Genomic DNA, 19,025 nt, shown 5'->3' with positions numbered 1-19,025 from the left:
CCCGCTTTTTTGTGGTGCGCGCGAGTTAATTTTGCATGCGCACAATGCCGGTAGAATGGCCGCGTCTGGAATCGTGCCGGCCGCACGCGAAGCGCGCGGCCGGCTGCGGCAGGCGCGGTTCATCTCAAGCGCGAGGTGCGGCGATGCGAACGGTCAAGGTTCAGCAGTTCACCGAAGAAGACGAAGAATTTTATGAGCTCGGCGACGAGGCCGAGGTCATGGTGACGGACGAAGAATGGCGCCGGCTCGAAGAGGCGCAGGAAATTATCTGGATCGACCGGTTGGGCGGGTTTTACTGTCTCGCCGAATAGCGTTCGGATTCAGGGTTCCGGGCGTTCGGCCGCCCGGCGCGGCGTAGGCGCGCAAACAAGAAAAGGGCGGCACCTTGGCCGCCCGGACTTCGTCCAACGACAAGCGGCGCCTGGGCCGCCCGCCGCGTTCAACCTCTACCGCCTGTCGAACGAATACTTCCCAGGCCCCGTCACGGCCAGCAGCAACAGCCCGCCGATGATGCTGATGTTCTTGTAGAAGTTGACCATATTCGCGTACTGCTCCATGCCGGTCTGCGTCCAGAAGTGATGGCCGATCAGCGCGGTGCCGAGCGTATAGAGCGCGAGCAGCAACGCGAGCGGCCGCGTCAGCAGTCCGACGGCGAGCAGCACGCCCACGCCCAGTTCCATCACGACGGCGATCGCCGCGGCCACCGACGGCGCCGGCGCACCGGTCGTCGCCATATACGCCGCGGCGGCGGAAAAACCGGTCAGCTTGCTCCAGCCGAATACGACGAATAGCACCATCAGCAGCACGCGAGCGACGAGCAGAATCGCGTCGCGCCGTTGGTCGATCAGGTTGTTCATGCTTTTTTCCTCTCTTTATATAGCGTGGCGAATGACGATCGCGGCGCGAGCGCTCACGACCACAGTTCCGATACTTCGTTGTTGCGCAGGTCGAACACGAGCACTTCCGCGTCGTCGCCAGCGCTGAAGGCGAGCTTGCGTTCGTCGCGGATACGCGCGCCATCGCCTTCGGCAAGACGCACGCCGTTCACGGTGACTGCGCCGCGAGCGACATGCACATACGCGTAGCGGTCCGCCGCGAGTTCGACGTCAGCCGTTTCCGCTCCGTCGAACAGCCCCGCATGGACGCGCACGTCCTGACGCACTTCGAGCGACCCGTCGGCGCCCTCCGGCGAAATGACGAGGCGCAGCTTGCCGCGCTTCTGTTCGGCCGCGAAATGCTGCTGCTGGTAGCGCGGGGTCGCGTTTTTCACCGACGGCACGATCCAGATCTGCAGGAAATGGACGAGTTCGTTGGCCGAATGGTTGAACTCGCTGTGCGCGACGCCGGTGCCGGCGCTCATCAACTGGATATCGCCGGGGACGATCACCGAGCCGGTGCCCATCGAGTCCTTGTGTTCGAGCGCGCCTTCGAGCACGTACGAGAAGATTTCCATGTCCCGGTGCGGATGCTTGCCGAAGCCGCGGCCCGGCGCGACCCGGTCGTCGTTGATCACGAGCAGGTCCGAGAAGCCGATCTGCTTCGGGTCGTAGTAACTCGCAAACGAGAACGTATGGTGCGAATCGAGCCACCCGTGATTGGCGTGGCCGCGTTCGTTGGCATGTCTGATTTCAATCATGGCGATCTCCGTAAAGGTGGCGGCTTCGATGTCAGCGACGAAGCCTCACGCGTTGAATCGAAGTTTAGGTCAATTCAGATGGCTATAATCACGTTGAAACGGGATTGACTGTCATGTTCAAGTTGACAATGGGGCACCCTACCGATGCAACTCGATGACCTGAGAATCTTTGTCGCGACCGTCGATGCACGGAATTTCACGGTTGCCGCGGACCGCCTGCAGTTATCGAAGCAGTTCGTCAGCCGCCGCGTGATGGCGCTCGAGGCGAGCCTCGGCGTGCGGCTGCTGGTGCGCAATACGCGCAAGCTCGCGGTGACCGACCTCGGCTACGAGTTCTACGAGCGCGCCACGCGAATCCTCGCGGACGTCGCCGACGCCGAACTGGCGATGTCGTCGCAGCGCGCGTATCCGCGCGGCCTGTTGCGCGTCAGTGCGCCGTTATCGTTCGGCATGGTGCATCTGTCGCCGCTCGTCGGCGCGTTCCTGAGTTCGAACCCGGAGGTGCGGATCGATATGGAACTCAGCGATCGTGTTGTCGATGTGGTCGGCGAGGGCTATGACATGGCGCTGCGCATCGGCACGCTCGCCGATTCGACGCTGATCGCGCAAAAGCTCGCGGAATTCCGCATGATTGCGTGCTGCAGCCCGCTGTACCGCAACACGCGGCGCCTGCCCGTGACGCCGGCTGAGCTCGCGCGTCATCCGTGCCTGCTGTACGGCGAGGAAGCGCGTACCGGCTGGGCGTTCGGGATCGACGGCGCGGTGCGGCATATCGAAGTGCACGGGCCGCTGCGCGCGAACAACGGCGAGCTGATTCGCGATGCGGCGATGGCCGGCATCGGCATCGCGCTGCTGCCCGAATTTATCGTCGCGGGCGCGCTTCAGAGCGGGCGGCTCGTGCCGTTGCTCGAAGCGTTCGCCTCGCCGCCGATCACGCTTTATGCGGTCTATCCGCAGCACCGGCAAAGCTCGGTGACGATACGCGCGTTCACGCAGTTTCTGCGGGAGCGGTTCACTCAGGAGCCGCGTGCCTGATTGGCCTCGGGCGCTTGCGCCCGCGCCATCCGTCGTATCGCCAGCCCGATATGTCGATGTGCAGCTTTGCGCTGCGTGGTCACGATGCGTTCCTCCGTGCGTGAGTCCGGCCGTCACCGTAGCGGTAGCCGTGAAAACGCGGCGGCAGGCTTTATTCCCATGCGCCTCGCGCGTCGCGCGGTCGTGGAACATCCCTTGCGCGTCGGTGATACGAGCGCCTTCGAAGGCGCCGCGAACGCGCCGTCGAGCGCCTCGCGAAGCTGGGGGTATGCCTTCGCGTATGCCCCGACACCGACCCCACAGGAGCCACGATGAGTACTGCCACGCCCACCAAAGCCACCGCCCAGGCGGCCACCGATGCGATCGCGCTGCTGACGGAAGACCACCGCGCGGTCGACAAGCTATTCGACGCGTTCGAGCGCGCCGCCGACGACGACCACGACGCGAAGGGCGCGCTGGCGCAGCGCGCCTGCGAGAAGCTGACCGTCCACGCGATCGTCGAGGAAGAGATTCTCTATCCGGCCGCGCACGACGCGCTCAACGTCCGCGACGTGATCGATGTCGACGAGGCGTATGTCGAGCATTTCCTCGTGAAAACGCTGATTGCGCGCTTCGATACCTTAAAGCCGGGTCAGCGCGGCTTCGATGCGACGTTCAAGGTGCTGACGGAGATGGTCCGCCATCACGTCGAGGAAGAGGAGAAGAGCCTCTTTCCGGAGCTGCGCAAGAGCGGCGCCGACCTCGGCGCGCTCGGCAAGAAGCTCGCGGCGCGCATGGAGGCGCTCGAGCAGAAACTCGAGGCGGCGGGCAGCCGGATGGTCGGCGACAAGACGTAGTGCGGAAGGCGTCGTGCGATCGGGCGGGCCCGTAGACCGCGCCGCGGGCCCGCTCCGATCATGACGCACTGCACTAAACCGTCCCTGTTCTAAACATAGGCATTGACGAACAAATTCCTGGATAATGCGCGTACCTTTGCGCGGGGGCTGACCGAACGGCAAGGCTCAGACCTTGCCGCCGACGCGGGGAATATTCGTTTTTCCTATATAAATCAAGAGGGACAATCGTGGAACAATCAGATCAGGCCGGCCGTTCATGGCTCTGGCTTATATTGCTGATCCCCTATGTCGCGCTGTTGTGGTTGCCTTTCTATAACGACACGCGTCCATCTTTCGCCGGCTTTCCGTTCTTTTACTGGTATCAGTTCCTGTGGGTTCCGCTCACGTCGCTGCTGATCTACGTCGTCTACCGAGGTATCCGATGAGCGACCTGAACCCCGTCAACCCGGTTGCGATGACCGTCTTCATCGCCTTCTTCGTGCTGGTTACGGCAGTCGGCTTCCTCGCGGCGCGCTGGAAGCGCGGCGACCTCACGCAGCTGCACGAGTGGGGCCTCGGCGGCCGCCAGTTCGGCACGATCATCTCGTGGTTCCTCGTCGGCGGCGACTTCTACACCGCCTATACGGTGATCGCGGTGCCCGCGCTCGTTTACTCGGTCGGTGCGTACGGCTTTTTCGCGCTGCCGTACACGATCATCGTCTATCCGTTCGTGTTCGCCGTGATGCCGAAGCTGTGGAAAATCGCGCATGCGAAAAACCACATCACGGCGGCGGACTACGTGCACGGCGAATACGGCGGCAAGTGGTTCCCGGCGGCGGTCGCGCTGACCGGCATCGTCGCGACGATGCCGTATATCGCGCTGCAGCTCGTCGGCATGCAGGTCGTGATCAAGGGTCTTGGCGTATCCGGCGAATTGCCGCTCGTCATCGCATTCGTGATCCTCGCGCTCTACACGTACACGAGCGGCTTGCGCGCACCGGCGATGATCGCCTTCGTCAAGGACATCATGATCTATATCGTCGTGATCGCGGCGATCTGGCTGATTCCGCAGAAGCTCGGCGGCTACGGTCAGGTGTTCGATGCGGCGGATACTTACTTCAAGGCGAAGGGGGGCGCGACCGGCATCATCCTGAAGCCGACGCAGTTCACCGCGTACGCCTCGCTGGCACTGGGCTCGGCGCTCGCCGCGTTCATGTACCCGCATACGATGACGGCGGTGCTGTCGTCGTCGTCGGCACGCACGGTGCGCAAGAACGCGATTTTCCTGCCCGCGTACACGCTGCTGCTCGGCCTGATCGCGCTGCTCGGCTATATGGCGATCGCCGCCGGCATCCATGTGAAGTCGGCTTCCGACGTCGTGCCGACGCTGTTCGGCACGCTGTTCCCGTCGTGGTTCGTCGGCTTCGCCGCGGCCGCGATTGCGATCAGCGCGCTCGTGCCGGCCGCGATCATGTCGATCGGCGCCGCGAACCTGTTCACGCGCAACCTGTGGCGTCCGCTCGTGTCGCCGAATATGGCGCCCGCGCAGGAAGCGTCGACGGCGAAGTTCGTGTCGCTCGTCGTGAAGTTCGGCGCGCTGCTGTTTATCGTGTTCCTGCCGACGCAATACGCGATCGACCTGCAACTGCTCGGCGGCGTGTGGATTCTGCAGATCTTCCCGGCTATCGTGTTCACGCTGTACACGCGGCGCCTCAATACGGCGGGGCTGTTCTTCGGCTGGCTGGTCGGCATCGTGCTCGGCACGGGACTCGCGATCGCGCAGGGTCTGAAACCGGTGTTCACGGTGCATATCGGCGATGCGAGCTGGCCGCTTTATATCGGCCTGATCGCGCTCGCCGCGAATATCGTCGTGACGTTCGCGGTGTCGGTGGTGACGCCGAAGCGCGCAGTGGTGCAGGCGAACGCATAAGCGCCAGCAACCTAGCCTGTTGAAACACAGCCGCCTGAGTGACATTCAGGCGGCTGTTTTCGTTTTGCGCATGCCGTATCGCGCCGCGACCGTCGTTTCAACGCAAAAACGCCGGCCTATGCGCACTGGTTTGGTACGATGCAGCCTTTTCTGCCGACGGTAAGCCTCGCGTGAAACGACCCATCGCGCCGTTCGTCCGTAGTCTCTGCGCGACGACGCTCGACTTCCTCAAGCCCTACGCACTGCGCGCGCTCGAGCGCGCGCGTCATCCGACACGGCGCGGTGTCGTGTTGACGATCGCCGCGGTGCCGGCGCTGATGCTGCTGTACGTGCTGATCCTGATTCCGTTTACGCCGGGCATCGGCGACATTCGCAAGGCGAAGGTCGAACAGCCGGCCCAGGTGCTTTCCGCGGACGGCAAGCTGCTCGCCACGTTCAAGCCGTCGAACCGCGAATGGGTGAAACTGCAGGATGTGTCGCCGCACGTGATCGACGCGCTGATCTCGACCGAAGACCATCGCTTCTACGAGCATCACGGCATCGATTTCAAGCGCACCGCGTCGGCGGCGCTGCATACGTTTTCGGGCGACCGCCAGGGCGGCTCGACGATCACCCAGCAGCTCGCGCGCAATCTGTACCCTGACGAAATCGGCCGCGCGCCGACGCTCACGCGCAAGATCAAGGAAGCGATCACCGCTTTCAAGATCGAAGCGGTCTATACGAAGAGCGAGATTCTCGAAACCTATCTGAACACGGTGCCGTTCCTGTACAACGCGTACGGGATCGAAATGGCCGCGCGCACTTACTTCGATAAATCGGCGCACGACCTGACGGTGATCGAGAGCGCGACGCTGATCGGCATGCTGAAGGGCAACAGTTACTACAACCCGGTGATCAATCCCGAGCGCGCGTTGCAGCGCCGCAATATCGTGCTCGCGCAGATGGTGAAGTACCAGCGGCTCACGCCCGCTGCGTATCAGACGCTGCAGCGCCGGCCGCTCGGCGTCGATTTCGAGCGCCAGACCGAGCCGCCCGGTCCGGCGCCGCATTTCGCCCAGCAATTGCGCAAGTGGCTGATCGCGTGGGCCGACGCGAACGACTACAACATCTACTCCGACGGCCTGATCGTGCGCACGACACTCGATTCGCGTCTGCAAACGATGGCCACGCAGGCGCTCGTCTGGCAGGGCAACCAGCTGCAAACGGTCGCGAATTCGGTGTGGGGCACGCGTAACGCGTGTTCCGCGCACAAGGATGTGTTCGCCGCGTTCGTGCGCGAGACGCCCGAATATCGCGCGGCAAAGCAGTCGGGCCTCGCCGACGACGTGGCGCTCAAGCAGGTCGAAGCGGACCGCCATCTGATGCAGTCGCTATGCGACGACAAGACGCGCGTGCAGGCGGCGTTTATCGCGATCGATCCGCGCAACGGCGAGATCAAGGCCTATGTGGGCAGCCGCGATTTCAGCGACGATCAGTACGACCATGTGCAGCAGGCGCGGCGCCAGCCGGGCTCGACGTTCAAGCCGTTTGTGTACGGTGCCGCCTTCGAAAACGGCGCGAAGCCCGACGACACGTTCGTCGATCAGCCGGTCGAAATCACGCTCGCGGGCGGTGAAATCTGGAAGCCGACCGACGATACGCCGCCAAGCGGCCGACCCGTCACGCTGCGCGACGCGCTCGCGTATTCGAAGAACCGCATCACCGCGCAGCTGATGGAGGAAGTCGGCCCGTCGAAGGTCGCGCGGCTCGCCTATTCGATGGGCGTGCGCGACAGCCGGCTCGACGCGGTGCCGTCGCTCGCGCTCGGCACGAGCCCGGTCACGCTGAAGGAAATGGTCTCGGCGTACAGCACGATCGCCGATCGCGGCGCCTATATTCCGCCGATGTTTGTCACGCAGATCGAAGATCGCGACGGCAACGTGCTCGCGCAATTCCGCCCCGCGCGGCCGGAGCAAACGCTGCCGCCGGCCGCCGCGCAGACGCTGCTCGACGTGATGCGCGACGTGGTCGATAAAGGGACGGGAACCGCGATCCGCACGCGCTTCGGCATTCGCGGCGATGTGGCGGGCAAGACCGGCACGACCCAGGACGATGCGGACGGCTGGTTCATCCTGATGCATCCGCAACTGGTGGCGGGCGCATGGGTGGGCTTTAACGATAGTCGCGTGACGCTGCGCAGCGATTACTGGGGGCAGGGCGCGCATAGCGCGCTGCCGATCGTCGGCGATTTCTTCCAGCGCGCGCTGCGCTCGCGGCTGGTCGATCCGCGCGCGAAGTTCGTCGAGGAGAAACAGACGGGCGTGTTCGATTCGCTGCGTACCACGATCAGTACGTGGTGGGGGCATCTGTTCGGCGCGGAGAACAAGCCCGCGCCGGCGTCGGCGCCGCCGCGCGCGCCGCGACGGGCGCCCGCAACGGTGGCTGTCCCCGCTGGTCCGGCGCCGGTTGCGTCATCGGCTGAGCCGCGCGATGTCGAGCCGCCGCAGGTCGTTGCGCCGCACGGTGCGTCGGTGCCGCCGCTGCTGTCGCCGCCTGGCGCGGCGAACGGTAACAGTGCGCAAAGTGCGCAAGGCGCGGCATCCGCAAGCGGTGCGGCCGCGGGCGGCTTGCTGCCCGGTTCGGCGTCGGCGGTTCCGAGTGCGCCGGGTGGGGCGTCGTCGTCCGGGCAGACTCCGCTCGATCAATGGATCAATCAGCACACGAACGGGGCCGCCGCGCCTTCCGGTGCGGCGAGTGGCGCATCGCAGTAACGCGCCGCAGTAACGCATCGCGGTAATGCATCGCAGTAACGCATCGCCACAACGCGTCGCCGCGCTATGCCGGCGAAGTTGCCGGCTCTCCCATGCATCGCCATAACGCGCCGCCGCGGTACGCCGGCGAAGTTTGCCGGCTCTCGCTCACCCAAACTCGAACCCGGACCCCGCATAGCGCTGCCCGAGCAGCCGCATCATGGACAGCCCGTTGCGTTGCGCCGAGTCTTCGAAGCAGTTGTTGAACACGACATCGGTGCGATCCACCCTTCGCGCGATCTCGCGAATCGGAATGATCAGCTCTTCGAGCTCTTCATCGCTGTAGTCGTAGTTGAAACGCCCGGACGCAGTGGTGCTGCCGGACCATGTCTCGGCATTGCGGCCATGCAAACGCACGATCGCAAGGCGCGGCGACGTCGCTTCCCAAACGGTATGGGCACGCGTCGCCACGTCGGGCGCATCCATCACCACATGCACGAGCCCGTGCTCGCGTTCGAACGCGAGCGTCGACGCGCGGTGCCGCTCGTCGAACCAGCTTGCGTTGCGAAACTCGAACGCGGTCAGATACGGCGCCATGCGGTCCGCGCAATGTGCGACGTGCGCCTTGTCGCGCGGCGCGGTGGTGATCCATGGCGCGAACTGGAACAGGACCGCGCCGAGTTTGCCCGCGGCGCGCAGCGGCTCGAGCGCTTCAAAAAAACGCGCCCATAGCTCGTCGATGATGTCGGGCGGAATGTCGCGGTAGTAGAGGTTCTTTTTGCCCGTTTGCGGCAGCGCCTGCTGGATGTCGGGCGGAAAGAACCTCGCTTCTGTCTGGTGGCCGGTGAAGAGCCGGAACGCCTTCATGTTGAACGTGAAGCCCGGCGGTGTGCGCTGCGCCCACCGCGCGCTATTGGCCGCGCTCGGCATCGCGTAGTACGACGCATCGACTTCGACCATCGGGAAATGCTCCGCGTAAAAGCGCAGCCGCGCCTCGGCGCTCGTGCAGCCCTTCGGATAGAACTTGCCGGACTTGATCAGCGTGGCGTCCGTCCACGACGCGGTACCGACTTCGATCGACATGTTGCACTGCTCCATAGGTCCGGTTATGCCCCGGTGACCGGTTATCGCTTTTACAGCGTACTGCACAGCGTGCCCGCGCGGCGCGAGGCCAGGTTTGTCAAAGATGGTTAGCCAACGCTGACATCACAGTGATTGTTGCTAGAATTCGACAGGCTATTCAATGGCTACCCGCGGCACGACGATCAACAAGAACGGAGAGGCGCATGAAGGGCAGCACCATTGCGGAACGGGAAGCCGCTGGCCGGACCGCACGCGAGCACTCGAAACGCTCGAGCCATCGCAGCATCGGCGAGATTCGCCGCGACCCGCTCGATCTGCTTGCGCAAAGCAACGCGGGCCGCATCGAGCGGCTCGTTGCGCTGCGCTACGGCCGCATGGCCGCTTCGCCGCTCGCCTTCTTTCGCGGCAGCGCCATTCTGCAGGCGCACGATCTGGGCCAGCTGCCGCATACCTCGCTCGTGCAGCCGATCTGCGGCGATAGCCACCTGCTGAACTTCGGCGGCTTTGCAACGCCGGAGCGGCAACTGATTTTCGACGTCGACGATTTCGACGAAACCGCGCACGGTCCGTTCGAATGGGACCTGAAGCGTCTCGTCGCGAGCTTCACCGTCACCGCGCGTCAGCTTGGTTTCAGCCGCGGCGCCGCGCACGATACGGCGATGTCGGCGGTGCTGCAGTACCGCGACCGCATGGCGCACTACGCGCAGTCGGGCGCGCTCGAACTCTGGCACGAGCGCATCACGTTCGACCGCATGATCGAAGCGGCGTTGACGCCCGAAGCGCGCCGCCGGATTCGCCGCGGCATGGAAAAGGCGGTGACGCGCACGCCGGAAAACATGCTCGACAAGATCGCGGAGCGCGTCGACGGCCGCTTCGCGATGCGCGACATGCCGCCCAGCCTGTTTCATCCGGATAGCGCGGGGACGCTTTTCACCCCCGGCGACGACTGGTTCGGCATCGACGACTGGCACACGCTGGTCGACGGCATGCTCGCGGGCTATCTGCAGACGGTGCCGCCCGACCGGCGCGCGCTGCTCGACCGGTTCGCGATTCAGGACCTCGCGTTCAAGGTGGCCGGCGTCGGCGGCGTCGGTGCGCGCTGTCTCATGCTGCTGGCCGTCGACCCCACCGAAAAGCCCCTGTTTTTGCAGCTGAAGGAAGCGCAGCCTTCGGTCGTCGCGCGCTACTTCAAGTCGAAGGAGCCGCGTCACGAAGGCGAGCGCGTCGTGCGTGGGCAGCAGATGCTGCAGGCGGCCGGCGACATTTTTCTCGGCTGGGCCACGGGGCCCGGCGGGCGTCCGTTCTACGTGCGGCAAGTGCTCGACATGAAGCTGTCGCCGAATATCGAACACGTCGACGCGGAGCTGCTCGATGGTTACGCGCGCGTATGCGGCTGGGCGCTCGCGCGAGCGCATGCGAAAGCGAGCGGCCAGGCGATCGGGATCGCCGCCTATATTGGCCGCAACGATCAGTTCGCCGAGGCGTTGGCCCAGTACGCCGCCGCCTATGCGGACCAGGTCGAGCGCGACTACGATGCATTCCTGAAAGCATGCCGCAGCGGCGCGCTCGACGCGCGCACCGACGAAGACTTTGCCGCCGATTTCCGCATCTAGATTCCGTATGCGGACGCGCTAACCGGTTGTTTCACGGCACGCCGTGCCATCCGGCCACGACACGTGGCTTCACTAAAGAGGGAGGTGCATATGCTTTCATTCATCGGGACGTTGATCGTCGGCCTGATCGTCGGCCTGATCGCGCGCGCGATCAAACCCGGCGACGACAAGATGGGTCTCATCATGACCATCATCCTCGGCATCGCCGGCTCGCTGATTGCGGGCTACGTCGGGCGTGCGGCCGGGTGGTATCAGCCGGGACAGGGTGCGGGCTGGATCGCATCGGTGATCGGCGCGATCGTGCTGCTCGTCATTTACGGCCTGATCCGCAGACGGATGTAATCGCGCCTTAACCGCTGCGGCGCGCAGTTGCCCGCGCGGTTGTCCGCGCAGTTGTCCCCGCAGTTGTCCCCGCAGTTGCCTGCGCAGTCGGCCGCGCGGTTGCCTGCGCGGTTGCCCGAACCCGCCGCGCATGCTTCTTCATGTGTTGCCGGCCCGACTGCGCGGCGCGTGCGAATCGGTCATCATGGGCCTCGTCGGTGCCCCCGGTTTGCGGCCATCGAGCTGCAACCGGGGGCGCAAGCATGCGCGATGCGTTTCTCGCGCCAATTCCACGCATGCATTGCGGCAAGGCCGTGCGCGTTCAGTGGCGTCATGATGTTGCGCGCATGATCCATGCATCAGTCGAGCACCGCGTGCTCAACCGAAGGAGGGCACAGTGGCTGAACATAGCGCGGACGATGTCCGCGAAGCACAGATGGCGTTCGGCGCGCAGGATGCGCCGAGAACCCGGCAAACCGCGGTCGGCAAGGTGGCGCTCGTTACCGGCGCGGGCAGCGGCATCGGCCGCGCGACCGCGCGCAAGCTGTTCGAGCACGGCTATAGCGTCGTGCTGACGGGCCGCCGGCAACAGCCGCTCGACGAACTCGCGGCCGAGGCGCTCGCGAGCGGCTTCGACGCGTGTGCGCACGCGTGCGACGTGGCGGATGCGGACGGCGTCGCCGCGCTGTTCGATGCGATCCGCGCGCGCTACGGACGTCTCGACGTGCTGTTCAACAACGCGGGACGCGGTGCGCCGCCGGTCGAAATCGACGCGCTTTCGATCGAAGACTGGCGCGCCGTCGTCGATACGAACCTCACGGGCGTGTTCCTCTGCACGCGCGCCGCCTTTGCGATGATGAAAGCGCAGATGCCGCGCGGCGGGCGCATCATCAACAACGGTTCGATCTCCGCGCATGCGCCGCGTCCATACAGCATTGCGTACACGGCGACGAAGCACGCCATCACCGGGCTCACCAAATCCGTATCGCTCGACGGGCGTCCGTACGACATCGTGTGCGGGCAGATCGATATCGGCAATGCGGAGACCGAGATGGCCGCGCGCATGGCCAGGGGTGTGCCGCAGGCGAACGGCCAGGTGGCCGTCGAACCGCTGATGGATGTCGGGCATGTGGCCGATGCGGTGCTGCATATGGCGGATTTGCCGCTCTCGGCGAACGTGCAGTTCATGACGATCATGGCGAGCAAGATGCCGTTTGTCGGCCGCGGGTGACGGTGGCTGCGAGGGTGCAAGGGTGCATTCGAAGGTAGCGGGTGACGATGACGTGAGCAGGTCCCGGCGCAGGGACACGCCGGCCGTGCAGGACGATCCGCGCCCCGAGCCGCCGGTTCGGCCTTCCGCCGACGACTGCTGCCGCAGCGGTTGCGATCCTTGTGTGTTCGATCTGTACAATGAGGCGCTGGAGCGCTATCACGCCGCGCTCGCCGCGTGGGAAAAGCGGCGCGGCTCGCGTGCGCGATAGTGCGTGTGCGATAGCGTGTGCAAGTCCGAGCAGTGCGGTTTGAACGCCGTGCATCGTTCGCGCTTTGCTCGCGTTTTGCTTGACAGCCGCGCTTTATGACTCAACTTGCCATCCCGCCGATCGAACCCGACACGCTCCACGCGTTGCACGACTTCGTCGTGCGCTATCCGCGCCTGTTCGTGCTGACGGGCGCCGGCATCAGCACCGACTCCGGCATTCCCGGCTATCGCGACGAAAACGGTCAATGGAAGCGCTCGCCGCCCATCACGCTGCAGGCGTTTCTCGACGCCGATGCGTCGCGGCGCCGCTATTGGGCGCGCAGCATGGTCGGTTGGCCCGTCGTCGGCGAGGCGCAGCCGAACGCGGCGCATCACGCGCTCGCGCGGCTCGAAGCGGCCGGGCATATCACGGCGCTCGTCACGCAAAACGTCGACGGTTTGCATCAGCGGGCCGGCAGCACGAAGGTGATCGAACTGCACGGCAGCATCGGTGCGGTGACGTGTCTCGATTGCGGTGCGCAGCATACGCGCGCGTCGATTCAACGGATACTCGAAGCGGAAAACCCTGCGCTGCTTGATGCCGAGGCCGAACCGGCCGCCGATGGCGACGCGCATCTCGAATGGCACGCGCTCGATACGTTCCGCGTGCCGGCGTGCACGCATTGCGGCGGATTGCTGAAACCGTCAGTGGTGTTCTTCGGCGAAAGCGTGCCGCGCGCGCGCGTCGACGCGGCCGCGCGCGCGCTCGATGAATCGGATGCGGTGCTGGTGGTCGGGTCGTCGTTGATGGTGTATTCGGGTTATCGCTTTTGCGTGTGGGCGCAACAGAAGGGCAAGCCGATTGCCGCGATCAATCTGGGGCTCACGCGCGCGGACCCATTGCTGTCGCTGAAAATCGCGGCGCCATGCGCCGACACATTGACCGCGCTGGCCGCGCAGCTGGCGATCGACTGAAGTGCAGCGATTCTTGCAAGAACGACGCACGCGAATGACGCCAATACGGGAGATCAAACCATGTCGACGGTGACGACGATCGAAGCACTCGAAGCGATTTACGGCTCGCCGCACGAACGCTCGGTGCGCAAGGAAATCACATTCGTCAACGAGGACTATCGCGCGTTTATCGAGTACGCGCCGCTCGTCATGCTGGCGACCAGCGGCCCCGCGGGGCTCGACTGTTCGCCGCGCGGCGATGCGCCGGGCTTCGTGCGCATCGTCGATCATCACACGCTCGCGATTCCGGACCGCATCGGCAACAACCGCATCGACAGCCTGCGCAACATCGTCGCGAATCCGCATGTGGGCTTGCTGTTTATCGTACCCGGCGTCGGCGAGACGCTGCGCGTCAACGGCCGCGCGCGCATCAGCGTCGATGGCGAACTGCTCGACAGTTTTGCGGTGAACGGCAAACGGCCTCGCGCCGTGCTGATCGTCGATATCGACGCGGTCTACTATCACTGCTCGAAAGCGCTCGCGCGTTCGAAACTGTGGGATCCGTCGCATCATGTCGAGCGTTCGCGGCTGCCGTCCGCCGGCGAGATTCATCGGCGGCTGAACGGGCCGTCGTTCGATGCGCAAGCCTACGATCTCGACCTCGCGGAAAGACTGCGCACGAGCCTCTACTGATGTTTATAGAAACCGAATCCCACGAGGCATGACAGTCATGACGAGCACCGATTCGACCCACAGGACTTCCGATTTACGCGAGCACTCGCCGTCGGCCGAGCGCAATCGCGACGCGATTCTCGCCGTGCTGCGCACCGTGCTGCCGCAACGCGGCACCGTGCTCGAAATCGCGAGCGGCACCGGCCAGCATGCGATCCACTTTGCCGCGGCGTTCCCCGAGCTCGACTGGCAGCCGAGCGACGCCGAAGCGGGCGCGCGTGCCTCGATCGAGGCATGGACGGCGCTTGGCGGTCTGACGAATATCCGCCCGCCGCTCGATCTCGACGTCTGCCGCAAGCCATGGGGCATCGATAGCGCGCAAGCCATGCTCTGCCTGAACATGATCCATATCTCGCCGTGGGCGGCCACCGAAGCATTGATCGATGGCGCATCGCATGTGCTCGGCGAGCGCGGCGCGGTGCTCTTTCTGTACGGCCCTTACCGGCGCAACGGCGCGCATACGTCGCCGTCCAACGAGGCATTCGATCAGCATCTGAAGAGTCGCAACCCGGCATGGGGCGTGCGCGATATGGAGGCGGTCGTGCAGCTTGCCGACGCGGCGGGTTTCGCATGCGACGAGCCGATCGCGATGCCTGCGAACAACTTCAGCCTCGTGTTCCGCAAACGCTGATGCGTGCCGCACGTCTCGCGCGTCGCGCAGGCTGCGTGCGCCGTGCCGGAAGCGGTAGTTCGAGCATCGCTCGTTCATTTCTTTTATTCTTTCATCCTCGACGCCGCGCGCGCCTCGCGCAATGCAGGCTCGCGCGGCTTGACGTCACCCGGAAATCTGGAGAACTCACATGGGCAAACAGGCAATCGGCGTAGTGGGGCTAGCGGTCATGGGCCGCAATCTGGCGCTCAACATCGAAAGCCGCGGTCACGCGGTTTCTGTGTTCAACCGGACGCGCGAGAAAACCGACGAGCTGATCGCCGAGTTTCCCGACCGCAAGCTGGTACCGGCTTTCACCATGGAAGAATTCGTCGCGTCGCTCGAAAAGCCGCGCCGCATTCTGCTGATGGTCAAGGCCGGCGCGCCGACCGATGCAACGATCGCCGCGCTGCAGCCGCTGCTTGAAAAAGGCGACATCCTGATCGACGGCGGCAACACGCATTTCACCGACACGATCCGGCGCAACCAGGATCTCGCGAAAGCGGGGCTGCACTTCATCGGCACGGGCGTGTCGGGCGGCGAGGAAGGCGCACTGAAAGGCCCGTCGATCATGCCGGGCGGCCAGCGCGACGCGTACGACCTCGTGGCGCCGATCCTGACCGAAATCGCTGCAAAGGCGCCCGACGACGGCGAGCCGTGCGTCGCGTACATGGGACCGGACGGTGCGGGCCACTTCGTGAAAATGGTGCACAACGGCATCGAATACGGCGACATGCAACTGATCGCCGAGAGCTATGCGGTGCTCAAGCAGGTGCTCGGCCTCTCGAACGAGGAACTGGGCCGCGTCTATACCGAGTGGAACAAGGGCGAACTCGACAGTTACCTGATCGAAATCACGTCGAAGATCTTCGGCAAGAAGGACGACGCGACCGGCAAGGATCTCGTCGACATCATTCTCGATCGCGCCGCGCAAAAGGGCACGGGCAAATGGACGAGCCAGAACGCGCTCGACCTCGGCGCGCCGCTGCCGCTGATCACCGAAGCCGTGTTTGCGCGCGTGCTGTCGTCGCTGAAGGTACAGCGCGTGGCCGCGAGCAAGGTGCTTGAAGGGCCGAAGCCGAAGCCGTTCGCCGGCGATCGCGAGGCGTTTATCGAGTCGGTGCGCCGCGCGCTGTACTTCAGCAAGGTGATTTCGTACGCACAGGGCTTCGCACAATTGCGCGCGGCGTCCGAAGAGTACAAGTGGGATCTCGACTACGGCACGATCGCGAAGATTTTCCGGGCGGGCTGCATTATCCGCGCGCGTTTCCTGCAGAAGATCACGGACGCCTATACGAAAGACAAGGCGTTGGCGAACCTGCTGCTCGACCCGTACTTCCGCGACATCGCGGCGAACTACCAGGGCGCATTGCGCGACGTCGTGACGGCGGCGGTCGCGGCGGGCGTGCCGGTGCCGGCGTTCTCGTCGGCGATCGCGTACTTCGACGGCTATCGCTCCGAGCGGCTGCCGGCGAACCTCGTGCAGGCGCAGCGCGATTTCTTCGGCGCGCATACGTTCGAGCGCATCGACAAGCCGGGCAGCTTTCACGCCGAGTGGGCTTGAGCAGGAGGCAGGTTCGTTGGCCGGCGTGTGTTTCGCGGCGTGAAGCGTAAAGACGGCGGCGGTGCCACTACACGGTGGCGCCGCCGTTTTTTCTGCTGCGGGCGGCTTGGGCCCATTATTGTTGCGCCGCAAAATATAGGATAAGAAAAATCATTATTTGACTGCGCAATTATTGTTGAAATAGAAATGGTGTATCGCCTGACTAGGTATTTACCCTAGGGGAGCCCTCCCGTAGACTTCTGTCAACGCCCCGAACTTCATGTTCCCGGCATACCGACAACAAAAAGTCTCGGAGGTTATAAGTCATGAAAACGCTGATTCCGGCAGTACTGGTCGCCACGCTTCTGGCCGCTCCGCTTGTTTCGTTCGCGCAGTCTTCGCAGTCGAACCAGCCGCTGACGCGCGCGCAAGTGCGCGCCGAACTGATCGCGCTGGAAAACGCCGGCTACGACCCGCTGAGCGACCGTCAGGAATATCCGCGCAACATCCAGGCGGCCGAAGCGCGCCTGCAGGCGCAAAAGGCGCAAAACGCCGTGGCTCACGGCGACACGAGCGGTTACGGTGCGCAGGAAGGCGGCACGTCGCAAGCAGGCCACTGAATGCCGAGGTAAGCGGCGCGGCGGGCGAATGCCGCCGGGTCGACGAAACAGAACGAAGAACGACGCCGGCCAGAGCGATCTGGCCGGCGTCGTTTCATGTGCGCTCGCCGTGCGCTTGCCGGCGCGCCCGCGCGAGCTAGCGGCTTGTCAGATGCGGCACGCCGTCGTGCGCGGCCAGATCGAGTTGGTGGATCTGCCGGTGCGCCTTGTTCAACTGTGCTTGCGCCGCGACGCGCTGCGCTTCCAGTTGCGCCACCTCGCGGCGCACCTGATGCTGGCGGCTCGTTACCGCCTGCTCCTGGGTTGACGATCGCTGCAGCGCCTTACGCAACTGCTCGGCCTGCGCCTCCGATTGCGCGATCATCTTCGTCAACTGCTCGTTCTGCGCTTCGAGCTGCACGCGGCGCGTTTGTCCGTCGGCAAGGCGCATCGCCTGCTGCTCGAACTGGAAGAAGATGCCTTGCGCCGCATCGAGGTCGTTCGCTCGCAATGCGCGCCACGGTGTGCCGTCCTGATATAGCGCGACGTAGTACTTCAACTCCTTCGCGTGAAACAGCAGACTCACCGAATAGTCGAACGCGCGAAATACGCGAAACGGCGTCAGCGCGCCGGCTTCGACAAGCCACTCGATCTCCCTGGGATCGGCGAAATGGGCGATGCGGCCGTTCGATTGCGACGGCATCGCGGGCATCGGATGCAAGGTCGCCACTGGCCGCACGGGCCGTTCGGCCGCCTGTCCGGACGCGGAGGACGCAGCGGGCGGCGCATCGTGCACAGGCGCATCGACGATCGCATCGGCCGATAAAGAGGCGTTGCGATCGATACGCACCAGATGCGTAATGCCATCGGCGGCGGGCACCGTACGGCGCCGGTTCAGAAGCAGCTTCAAGGCATCACCTCCATATTCGTGCGGATAGCTAACTAATGGGTCGATGCTGCAACGTAAGGAGACTTTTTCTGGTTCAAGCGGGGCCGATGAAGCGGCGGGCTAGTGCAGCGTGCGTTGCGGGCGCGTAATTTCGTCGAATAGCGCGTGGCTCGGTTCGAGTGCGAAGAGCCATGATTCGTCGTAGCCGCTCAATGTGTCGAGCGCATCGCGCAGACGTTCGATCGCAACAGCGGGAATCTCGACGGTCGGTTCGACGCCGCTCGACAGGCGCGACACGCTGGCAAGCTGCACGAGTGCGTCGGCGGCCTCGGCGACATCCGCCGCGAACACGAGATGCGTGTTCAACAGTTCGACGAGACTGCGTGACGACGCAACATCGTCGACACTGAGCTGCACAGCCAGAAACATGGCTTTGTTCATGCTCGAACTCCTCATGGACAGGACATTGCGGCGGCTTGCTCGCCCGCTGTGCATTGCGGCAGCTTGAACCAGTATAGGCGAGCGGTGGTGGGAAGCAATGGTCGCACGAATCCGCAGGCGGCGGGCGTCGAGCTTTGCGGCCCCTATAATGGGTGGGCTTGCAACATCATCGTCAGGCCTGGCTACCATGAAGATCATTCGCAGCCGCAGCTTTACCGCTGAACGTCCTTGGGGCGCACTCGATATCGCGACCATGAACGGCATCACGACGCGCCTGCATTGGACCGATCGACCATACACGTGGCATATCAACGACGGCGAAGAAGTGTTCGCCGTGCTCGATGGCCGCGTCGAGATGCGCTACCGCGAAAACGGCGTCGAGCAGTCGACGATGCTCGAAACCGGAGATGTGTTTCATGCGTCGGTCGGCACCGAGCATGTCGCGCACCCGGTCGGTGAGGCGCGTATTCTCGTCGTCGAATCTGAAGGCAGTGTGTAGATTGTGAAGGTGTGTGAAATCCGACACGTAAAGCGGTGCCAGGTAAAGCATCAACAGGTAGAAGCGACCGACGCTAATTGATCTGCAATGCAAACGAT

At 64.3% G+C, this 19,025-nt stretch carries 21 protein-coding genes; 16 read left to right on the top strand and 5 right to left on the bottom strand.

The window, feature by feature from the left end; genetic code table 11:
* The first annotated feature begins 143 nt into the window (after nt 1-143).
* Nucleotides 144-311 carry a hypothetical protein gene (locus tag ACYPXD_RS28135; RefSeq protein ID WP_459719273.1) on the top strand — a complete coding sequence of 56 codons (168 nt, stop codon included), beginning with the start codon at nt 144-146 and terminating at the stop codon, nt 309-311.
* Between the two features lie 135 nt (nt 312-446).
* Here ACYPXD_RS28135 and ACYPXD_RS28130 read toward each other — a convergent pair whose 3' ends face one another.
* Nucleotides 447-857, bottom strand: coding sequence for a DoxX family protein (locus ACYPXD_RS28130; RefSeq protein ID WP_459719270.1), 411 nt, complete (start codon nt 855-857; stop codon nt 447-449).
* Between the two features lie 53 nt (nt 858-910).
* Nucleotides 911-1,636, bottom strand: coding sequence for a pirin family protein (locus tag ACYPXD_RS28125; RefSeq protein WP_459719267.1), 726 nt, complete (start codon nt 1,634-1,636; stop codon nt 911-913).
* Between the two features lie 144 nt (nt 1,637-1,780).
* On the opposite strand from ACYPXD_RS28125, the gene ACYPXD_RS28120 reads away from it, so the two are divergent.
* The 5 genes from ACYPXD_RS28120 to ACYPXD_RS28100 all read left to right on the top strand — a co-directional run bounded on the left by ACYPXD_RS28120 (nt 1,781) and on the right by ACYPXD_RS28100 (nt 8,166).
* Nucleotides 1,781-2,671, top strand: a complete 891-nt coding sequence (locus ACYPXD_RS28120; RefSeq protein ID WP_459719264.1) for a LysR family transcriptional regulator — start codon at nt 1,781-1,783, stop codon at nt 2,669-2,671.
* Nucleotides 2,672-2,982: 311 nt separating this feature from the next.
* Entirely contained in the window at nt 2,983-3,507 is a 525-nt protein-coding gene (locus tag ACYPXD_RS28115) for a hemerythrin domain-containing protein (protein ID WP_459719262.1), read from the top strand.
* Nucleotides 3,508-3,734: 227 nt separating this feature from the next.
* Nucleotides 3,735-3,932, top strand: a complete 198-nt coding sequence (locus tag ACYPXD_RS28110; protein WP_459719258.1) for a DUF3311 domain-containing protein — start codon at nt 3,735-3,737, stop codon at nt 3,930-3,932.
* A complete protein-coding gene (gene mctP, locus ACYPXD_RS28105) occupies nt 3,929-5,416 on the top strand; it encodes a monocarboxylate uptake permease MctP (RefSeq protein WP_459719256.1) in 1,488 nt (495 codons plus the stop codon). Before ACYPXD_RS28110 ends, mctP begins: the two co-directional genes overlap by 4 nt.
* A gap of 170 nt (nt 5,417-5,586) precedes the next feature.
* Entirely contained in the window at nt 5,587-8,166 is a 2,580-nt protein-coding gene (locus ACYPXD_RS28100) for a penicillin-binding protein 1A (RefSeq protein WP_459719253.1), read from the top strand.
* Nucleotides 8,167-8,313: 147 nt separating this feature from the next.
* On the opposite strand, the gene ACYPXD_RS28095 is transcribed toward ACYPXD_RS28100, so the two are convergent.
* Nucleotides 8,314-9,228 (bottom strand): DUF72 domain-containing protein, encoded by a 915-nt coding sequence (locus ACYPXD_RS28095; protein ID WP_459719250.1) that lies wholly within the window; start codon nt 9,226-9,228, stop codon nt 8,314-8,316.
* Nucleotides 9,229-9,431: 203 nt separating this feature from the next.
* Here ACYPXD_RS28095 and ACYPXD_RS28090 point away from each other — a divergent pair, with 203 nt between their 5' ends.
* The 9 genes from ACYPXD_RS28090 to ACYPXD_RS28050 all read left to right on the top strand — a co-directional run bounded on the left by ACYPXD_RS28090 (nt 9,432) and on the right by ACYPXD_RS28050 (nt 17,119).
* Nucleotides 9,432-10,841 carry a DUF2252 domain-containing protein gene (locus tag ACYPXD_RS28090; protein WP_459719247.1) on the top strand — a complete coding sequence of 470 codons (1,410 nt, stop codon included), beginning with the start codon at nt 9,432-9,434 and terminating at the stop codon, nt 10,839-10,841.
* A gap of 90 nt (nt 10,842-10,931) precedes the next feature.
* On the top strand, nt 10,932-11,183 hold the full coding sequence (locus ACYPXD_RS28085) for a GlsB/YeaQ/YmgE family stress response membrane protein (protein ID WP_459719245.1): 252 nt from the start codon (nt 10,932-10,934) through the stop codon (nt 11,181-11,183).
* A 415-nt stretch (nt 11,184-11,598) separates the two neighbouring features.
* The gene (locus ACYPXD_RS28080) at nt 11,599-12,393 is read left to right on the top strand and encodes an SDR family oxidoreductase (RefSeq protein ID WP_459719667.1); all 795 of its coding nucleotides are present in this window, start codon (nt 11,599-11,601) and stop codon (nt 12,391-12,393) included.
* Nucleotides 12,394-12,415: 22 nt separating this feature from the next.
* Nucleotides 12,416-12,643: an oxidoreductase-like domain-containing protein gene (locus ACYPXD_RS28075; RefSeq protein ID WP_459719242.1), complete on the top strand. Its 228-nt coding sequence runs from the start codon at nt 12,416-12,418 to the stop codon at nt 12,641-12,643.
* Nucleotides 12,644-12,738: 95 nt separating this feature from the next.
* A complete protein-coding gene (locus ACYPXD_RS28070) occupies nt 12,739-13,596 on the top strand; it encodes an NAD-dependent protein deacetylase (protein WP_459719238.1) in 858 nt (285 codons plus the stop codon).
* Nucleotides 13,597-13,656: 60 nt separating this feature from the next.
* Nucleotides 13,657-14,268, top strand: coding sequence for a pyridoxamine 5'-phosphate oxidase family protein (locus ACYPXD_RS28065; RefSeq protein ID WP_459719235.1), 612 nt, complete (start codon nt 13,657-13,659; stop codon nt 14,266-14,268).
* Nucleotides 14,269-14,305: 37 nt separating this feature from the next.
* Nucleotides 14,306-14,938 carry a DUF938 domain-containing protein gene (locus ACYPXD_RS28060; protein ID WP_459719233.1) on the top strand — a complete coding sequence of 211 codons (633 nt, stop codon included), beginning with the start codon at nt 14,306-14,308 and terminating at the stop codon, nt 14,936-14,938.
* Between the two features lie 169 nt (nt 14,939-15,107).
* Nucleotides 15,108-16,520, top strand: coding sequence for an NADP-dependent phosphogluconate dehydrogenase (gndA, locus tag ACYPXD_RS28055; RefSeq protein WP_459719230.1), 1,413 nt, complete (start codon nt 15,108-15,110; stop codon nt 16,518-16,520).
* Between the two features lie 305 nt (nt 16,521-16,825).
* Nucleotides 16,826-17,119, top strand: a complete 294-nt coding sequence (locus tag ACYPXD_RS28050; protein WP_459719227.1) for a DUF4148 domain-containing protein — start codon at nt 16,826-16,828, stop codon at nt 17,117-17,119.
* A 136-nt stretch (nt 17,120-17,255) separates the two neighbouring features.
* Here ACYPXD_RS28050 and ACYPXD_RS28045 read toward each other — a convergent pair whose 3' ends face one another.
* Nucleotides 17,256-18,008 carry a DUF2968 domain-containing protein gene (locus ACYPXD_RS28045; RefSeq protein ID WP_459719224.1) on the bottom strand — a complete coding sequence of 251 codons (753 nt, stop codon included), beginning with the start codon at nt 18,006-18,008 and terminating at the stop codon, nt 17,256-17,258.
* A gap of 99 nt (nt 18,009-18,107) precedes the next feature.
* Complete coding sequence (locus tag ACYPXD_RS28040; RefSeq protein WP_459719221.1) at nt 18,108-18,428, bottom strand: hypothetical protein; 321 nt, start codon at nt 18,426-18,428, stop codon at nt 18,108-18,110.
* A 187-nt stretch (nt 18,429-18,615) separates the two neighbouring features.
* Here ACYPXD_RS28040 and ACYPXD_RS28035 point away from each other — a divergent pair, with 187 nt between their 5' ends.
* Nucleotides 18,616-18,927, top strand: a complete 312-nt coding sequence (locus tag ACYPXD_RS28035; RefSeq protein WP_459719218.1) for a cupin domain-containing protein — start codon at nt 18,616-18,618, stop codon at nt 18,925-18,927.
* Nucleotides 18,928-19,025: the final 98 nt, after the last annotated feature.

Source organism: Paraburkholderia sp. 2C, from assembly GCF_054589215.1.
Note: the sequence above shows the minus strand (reverse complement) of the source record. Positions and strands in the feature narration are given on the sequence as shown.

Excerpts from the sequence above, each read along its gene's own strand:
- ACYPXD_RS28135 (WP_459719273.1), top strand. The coding sequence starts at position 144 with ATGCGAACGGTCAAGGTTCAGCAGTTCACCGAAGAAGACGAAGAATTT.
- ACYPXD_RS28130 (WP_459719270.1), bottom strand. The coding sequence starts at position 857 with ATGAACAACCTGATCGACCAACGGCGCGACGCGATTCTGCTCGTCGCT.
- ACYPXD_RS28125 (WP_459719267.1), bottom strand. The coding sequence starts at position 1,636 with ATGATTGAAATCAGACATGCCAACGAACGCGGCCACGCCAATCACGGG.
- ACYPXD_RS28120 (WP_459719264.1), top strand. The coding sequence starts at position 1,781 with ATGCAACTCGATGACCTGAGAATCTTTGTCGCGACCGTCGATGCACGG.
- ACYPXD_RS28115 (WP_459719262.1), top strand. The coding sequence starts at position 2,983 with ATGAGTACTGCCACGCCCACCAAAGCCACCGCCCAGGCGGCCACCGAT.
- mctP (WP_459719256.1), top strand. The coding sequence starts at position 3,929 with ATGAGCGACCTGAACCCCGTCAACCCGGTTGCGATGACCGTCTTCATC.
- ACYPXD_RS28095 (WP_459719250.1), bottom strand. The coding sequence starts at position 9,228 with ATGTCGATCGAAGTCGGTACCGCGTCGTGGACGGACGCCACGCTGATC.
- ACYPXD_RS28090 (WP_459719247.1), top strand. The coding sequence starts at position 9,432 with ATGAAGGGCAGCACCATTGCGGAACGGGAAGCCGCTGGCCGGACCGCA.
- ACYPXD_RS28085 (WP_459719245.1), top strand. The coding sequence starts at position 10,932 with ATGCTTTCATTCATCGGGACGTTGATCGTCGGCCTGATCGTCGGCCTG.
- ACYPXD_RS28080 (WP_459719667.1), top strand. The coding sequence starts at position 11,599 with ATGGCGTTCGGCGCGCAGGATGCGCCGAGAACCCGGCAAACCGCGGTC.
- ACYPXD_RS28070 (WP_459719238.1), top strand. The coding sequence starts at position 12,739 with ATGACTCAACTTGCCATCCCGCCGATCGAACCCGACACGCTCCACGCG.
- ACYPXD_RS28065 (WP_459719235.1), top strand. The coding sequence starts at position 13,657 with ATGTCGACGGTGACGACGATCGAAGCACTCGAAGCGATTTACGGCTCG.
- ACYPXD_RS28060 (WP_459719233.1), top strand. The coding sequence starts at position 14,306 with ATGACGAGCACCGATTCGACCCACAGGACTTCCGATTTACGCGAGCAC.
- gndA (WP_459719230.1), top strand. The coding sequence starts at position 15,108 with ATGGGCAAACAGGCAATCGGCGTAGTGGGGCTAGCGGTCATGGGCCGC.
- ACYPXD_RS28050 (WP_459719227.1), top strand. The coding sequence starts at position 16,826 with ATGAAAACGCTGATTCCGGCAGTACTGGTCGCCACGCTTCTGGCCGCT.
- ACYPXD_RS28040 (WP_459719221.1), bottom strand. The coding sequence starts at position 18,428 with ATGAACAAAGCCATGTTTCTGGCTGTGCAGCTCAGTGTCGACGATGTT.
- ACYPXD_RS28035 (WP_459719218.1), top strand. The coding sequence starts at position 18,616 with ATGAAGATCATTCGCAGCCGCAGCTTTACCGCTGAACGTCCTTGGGGC.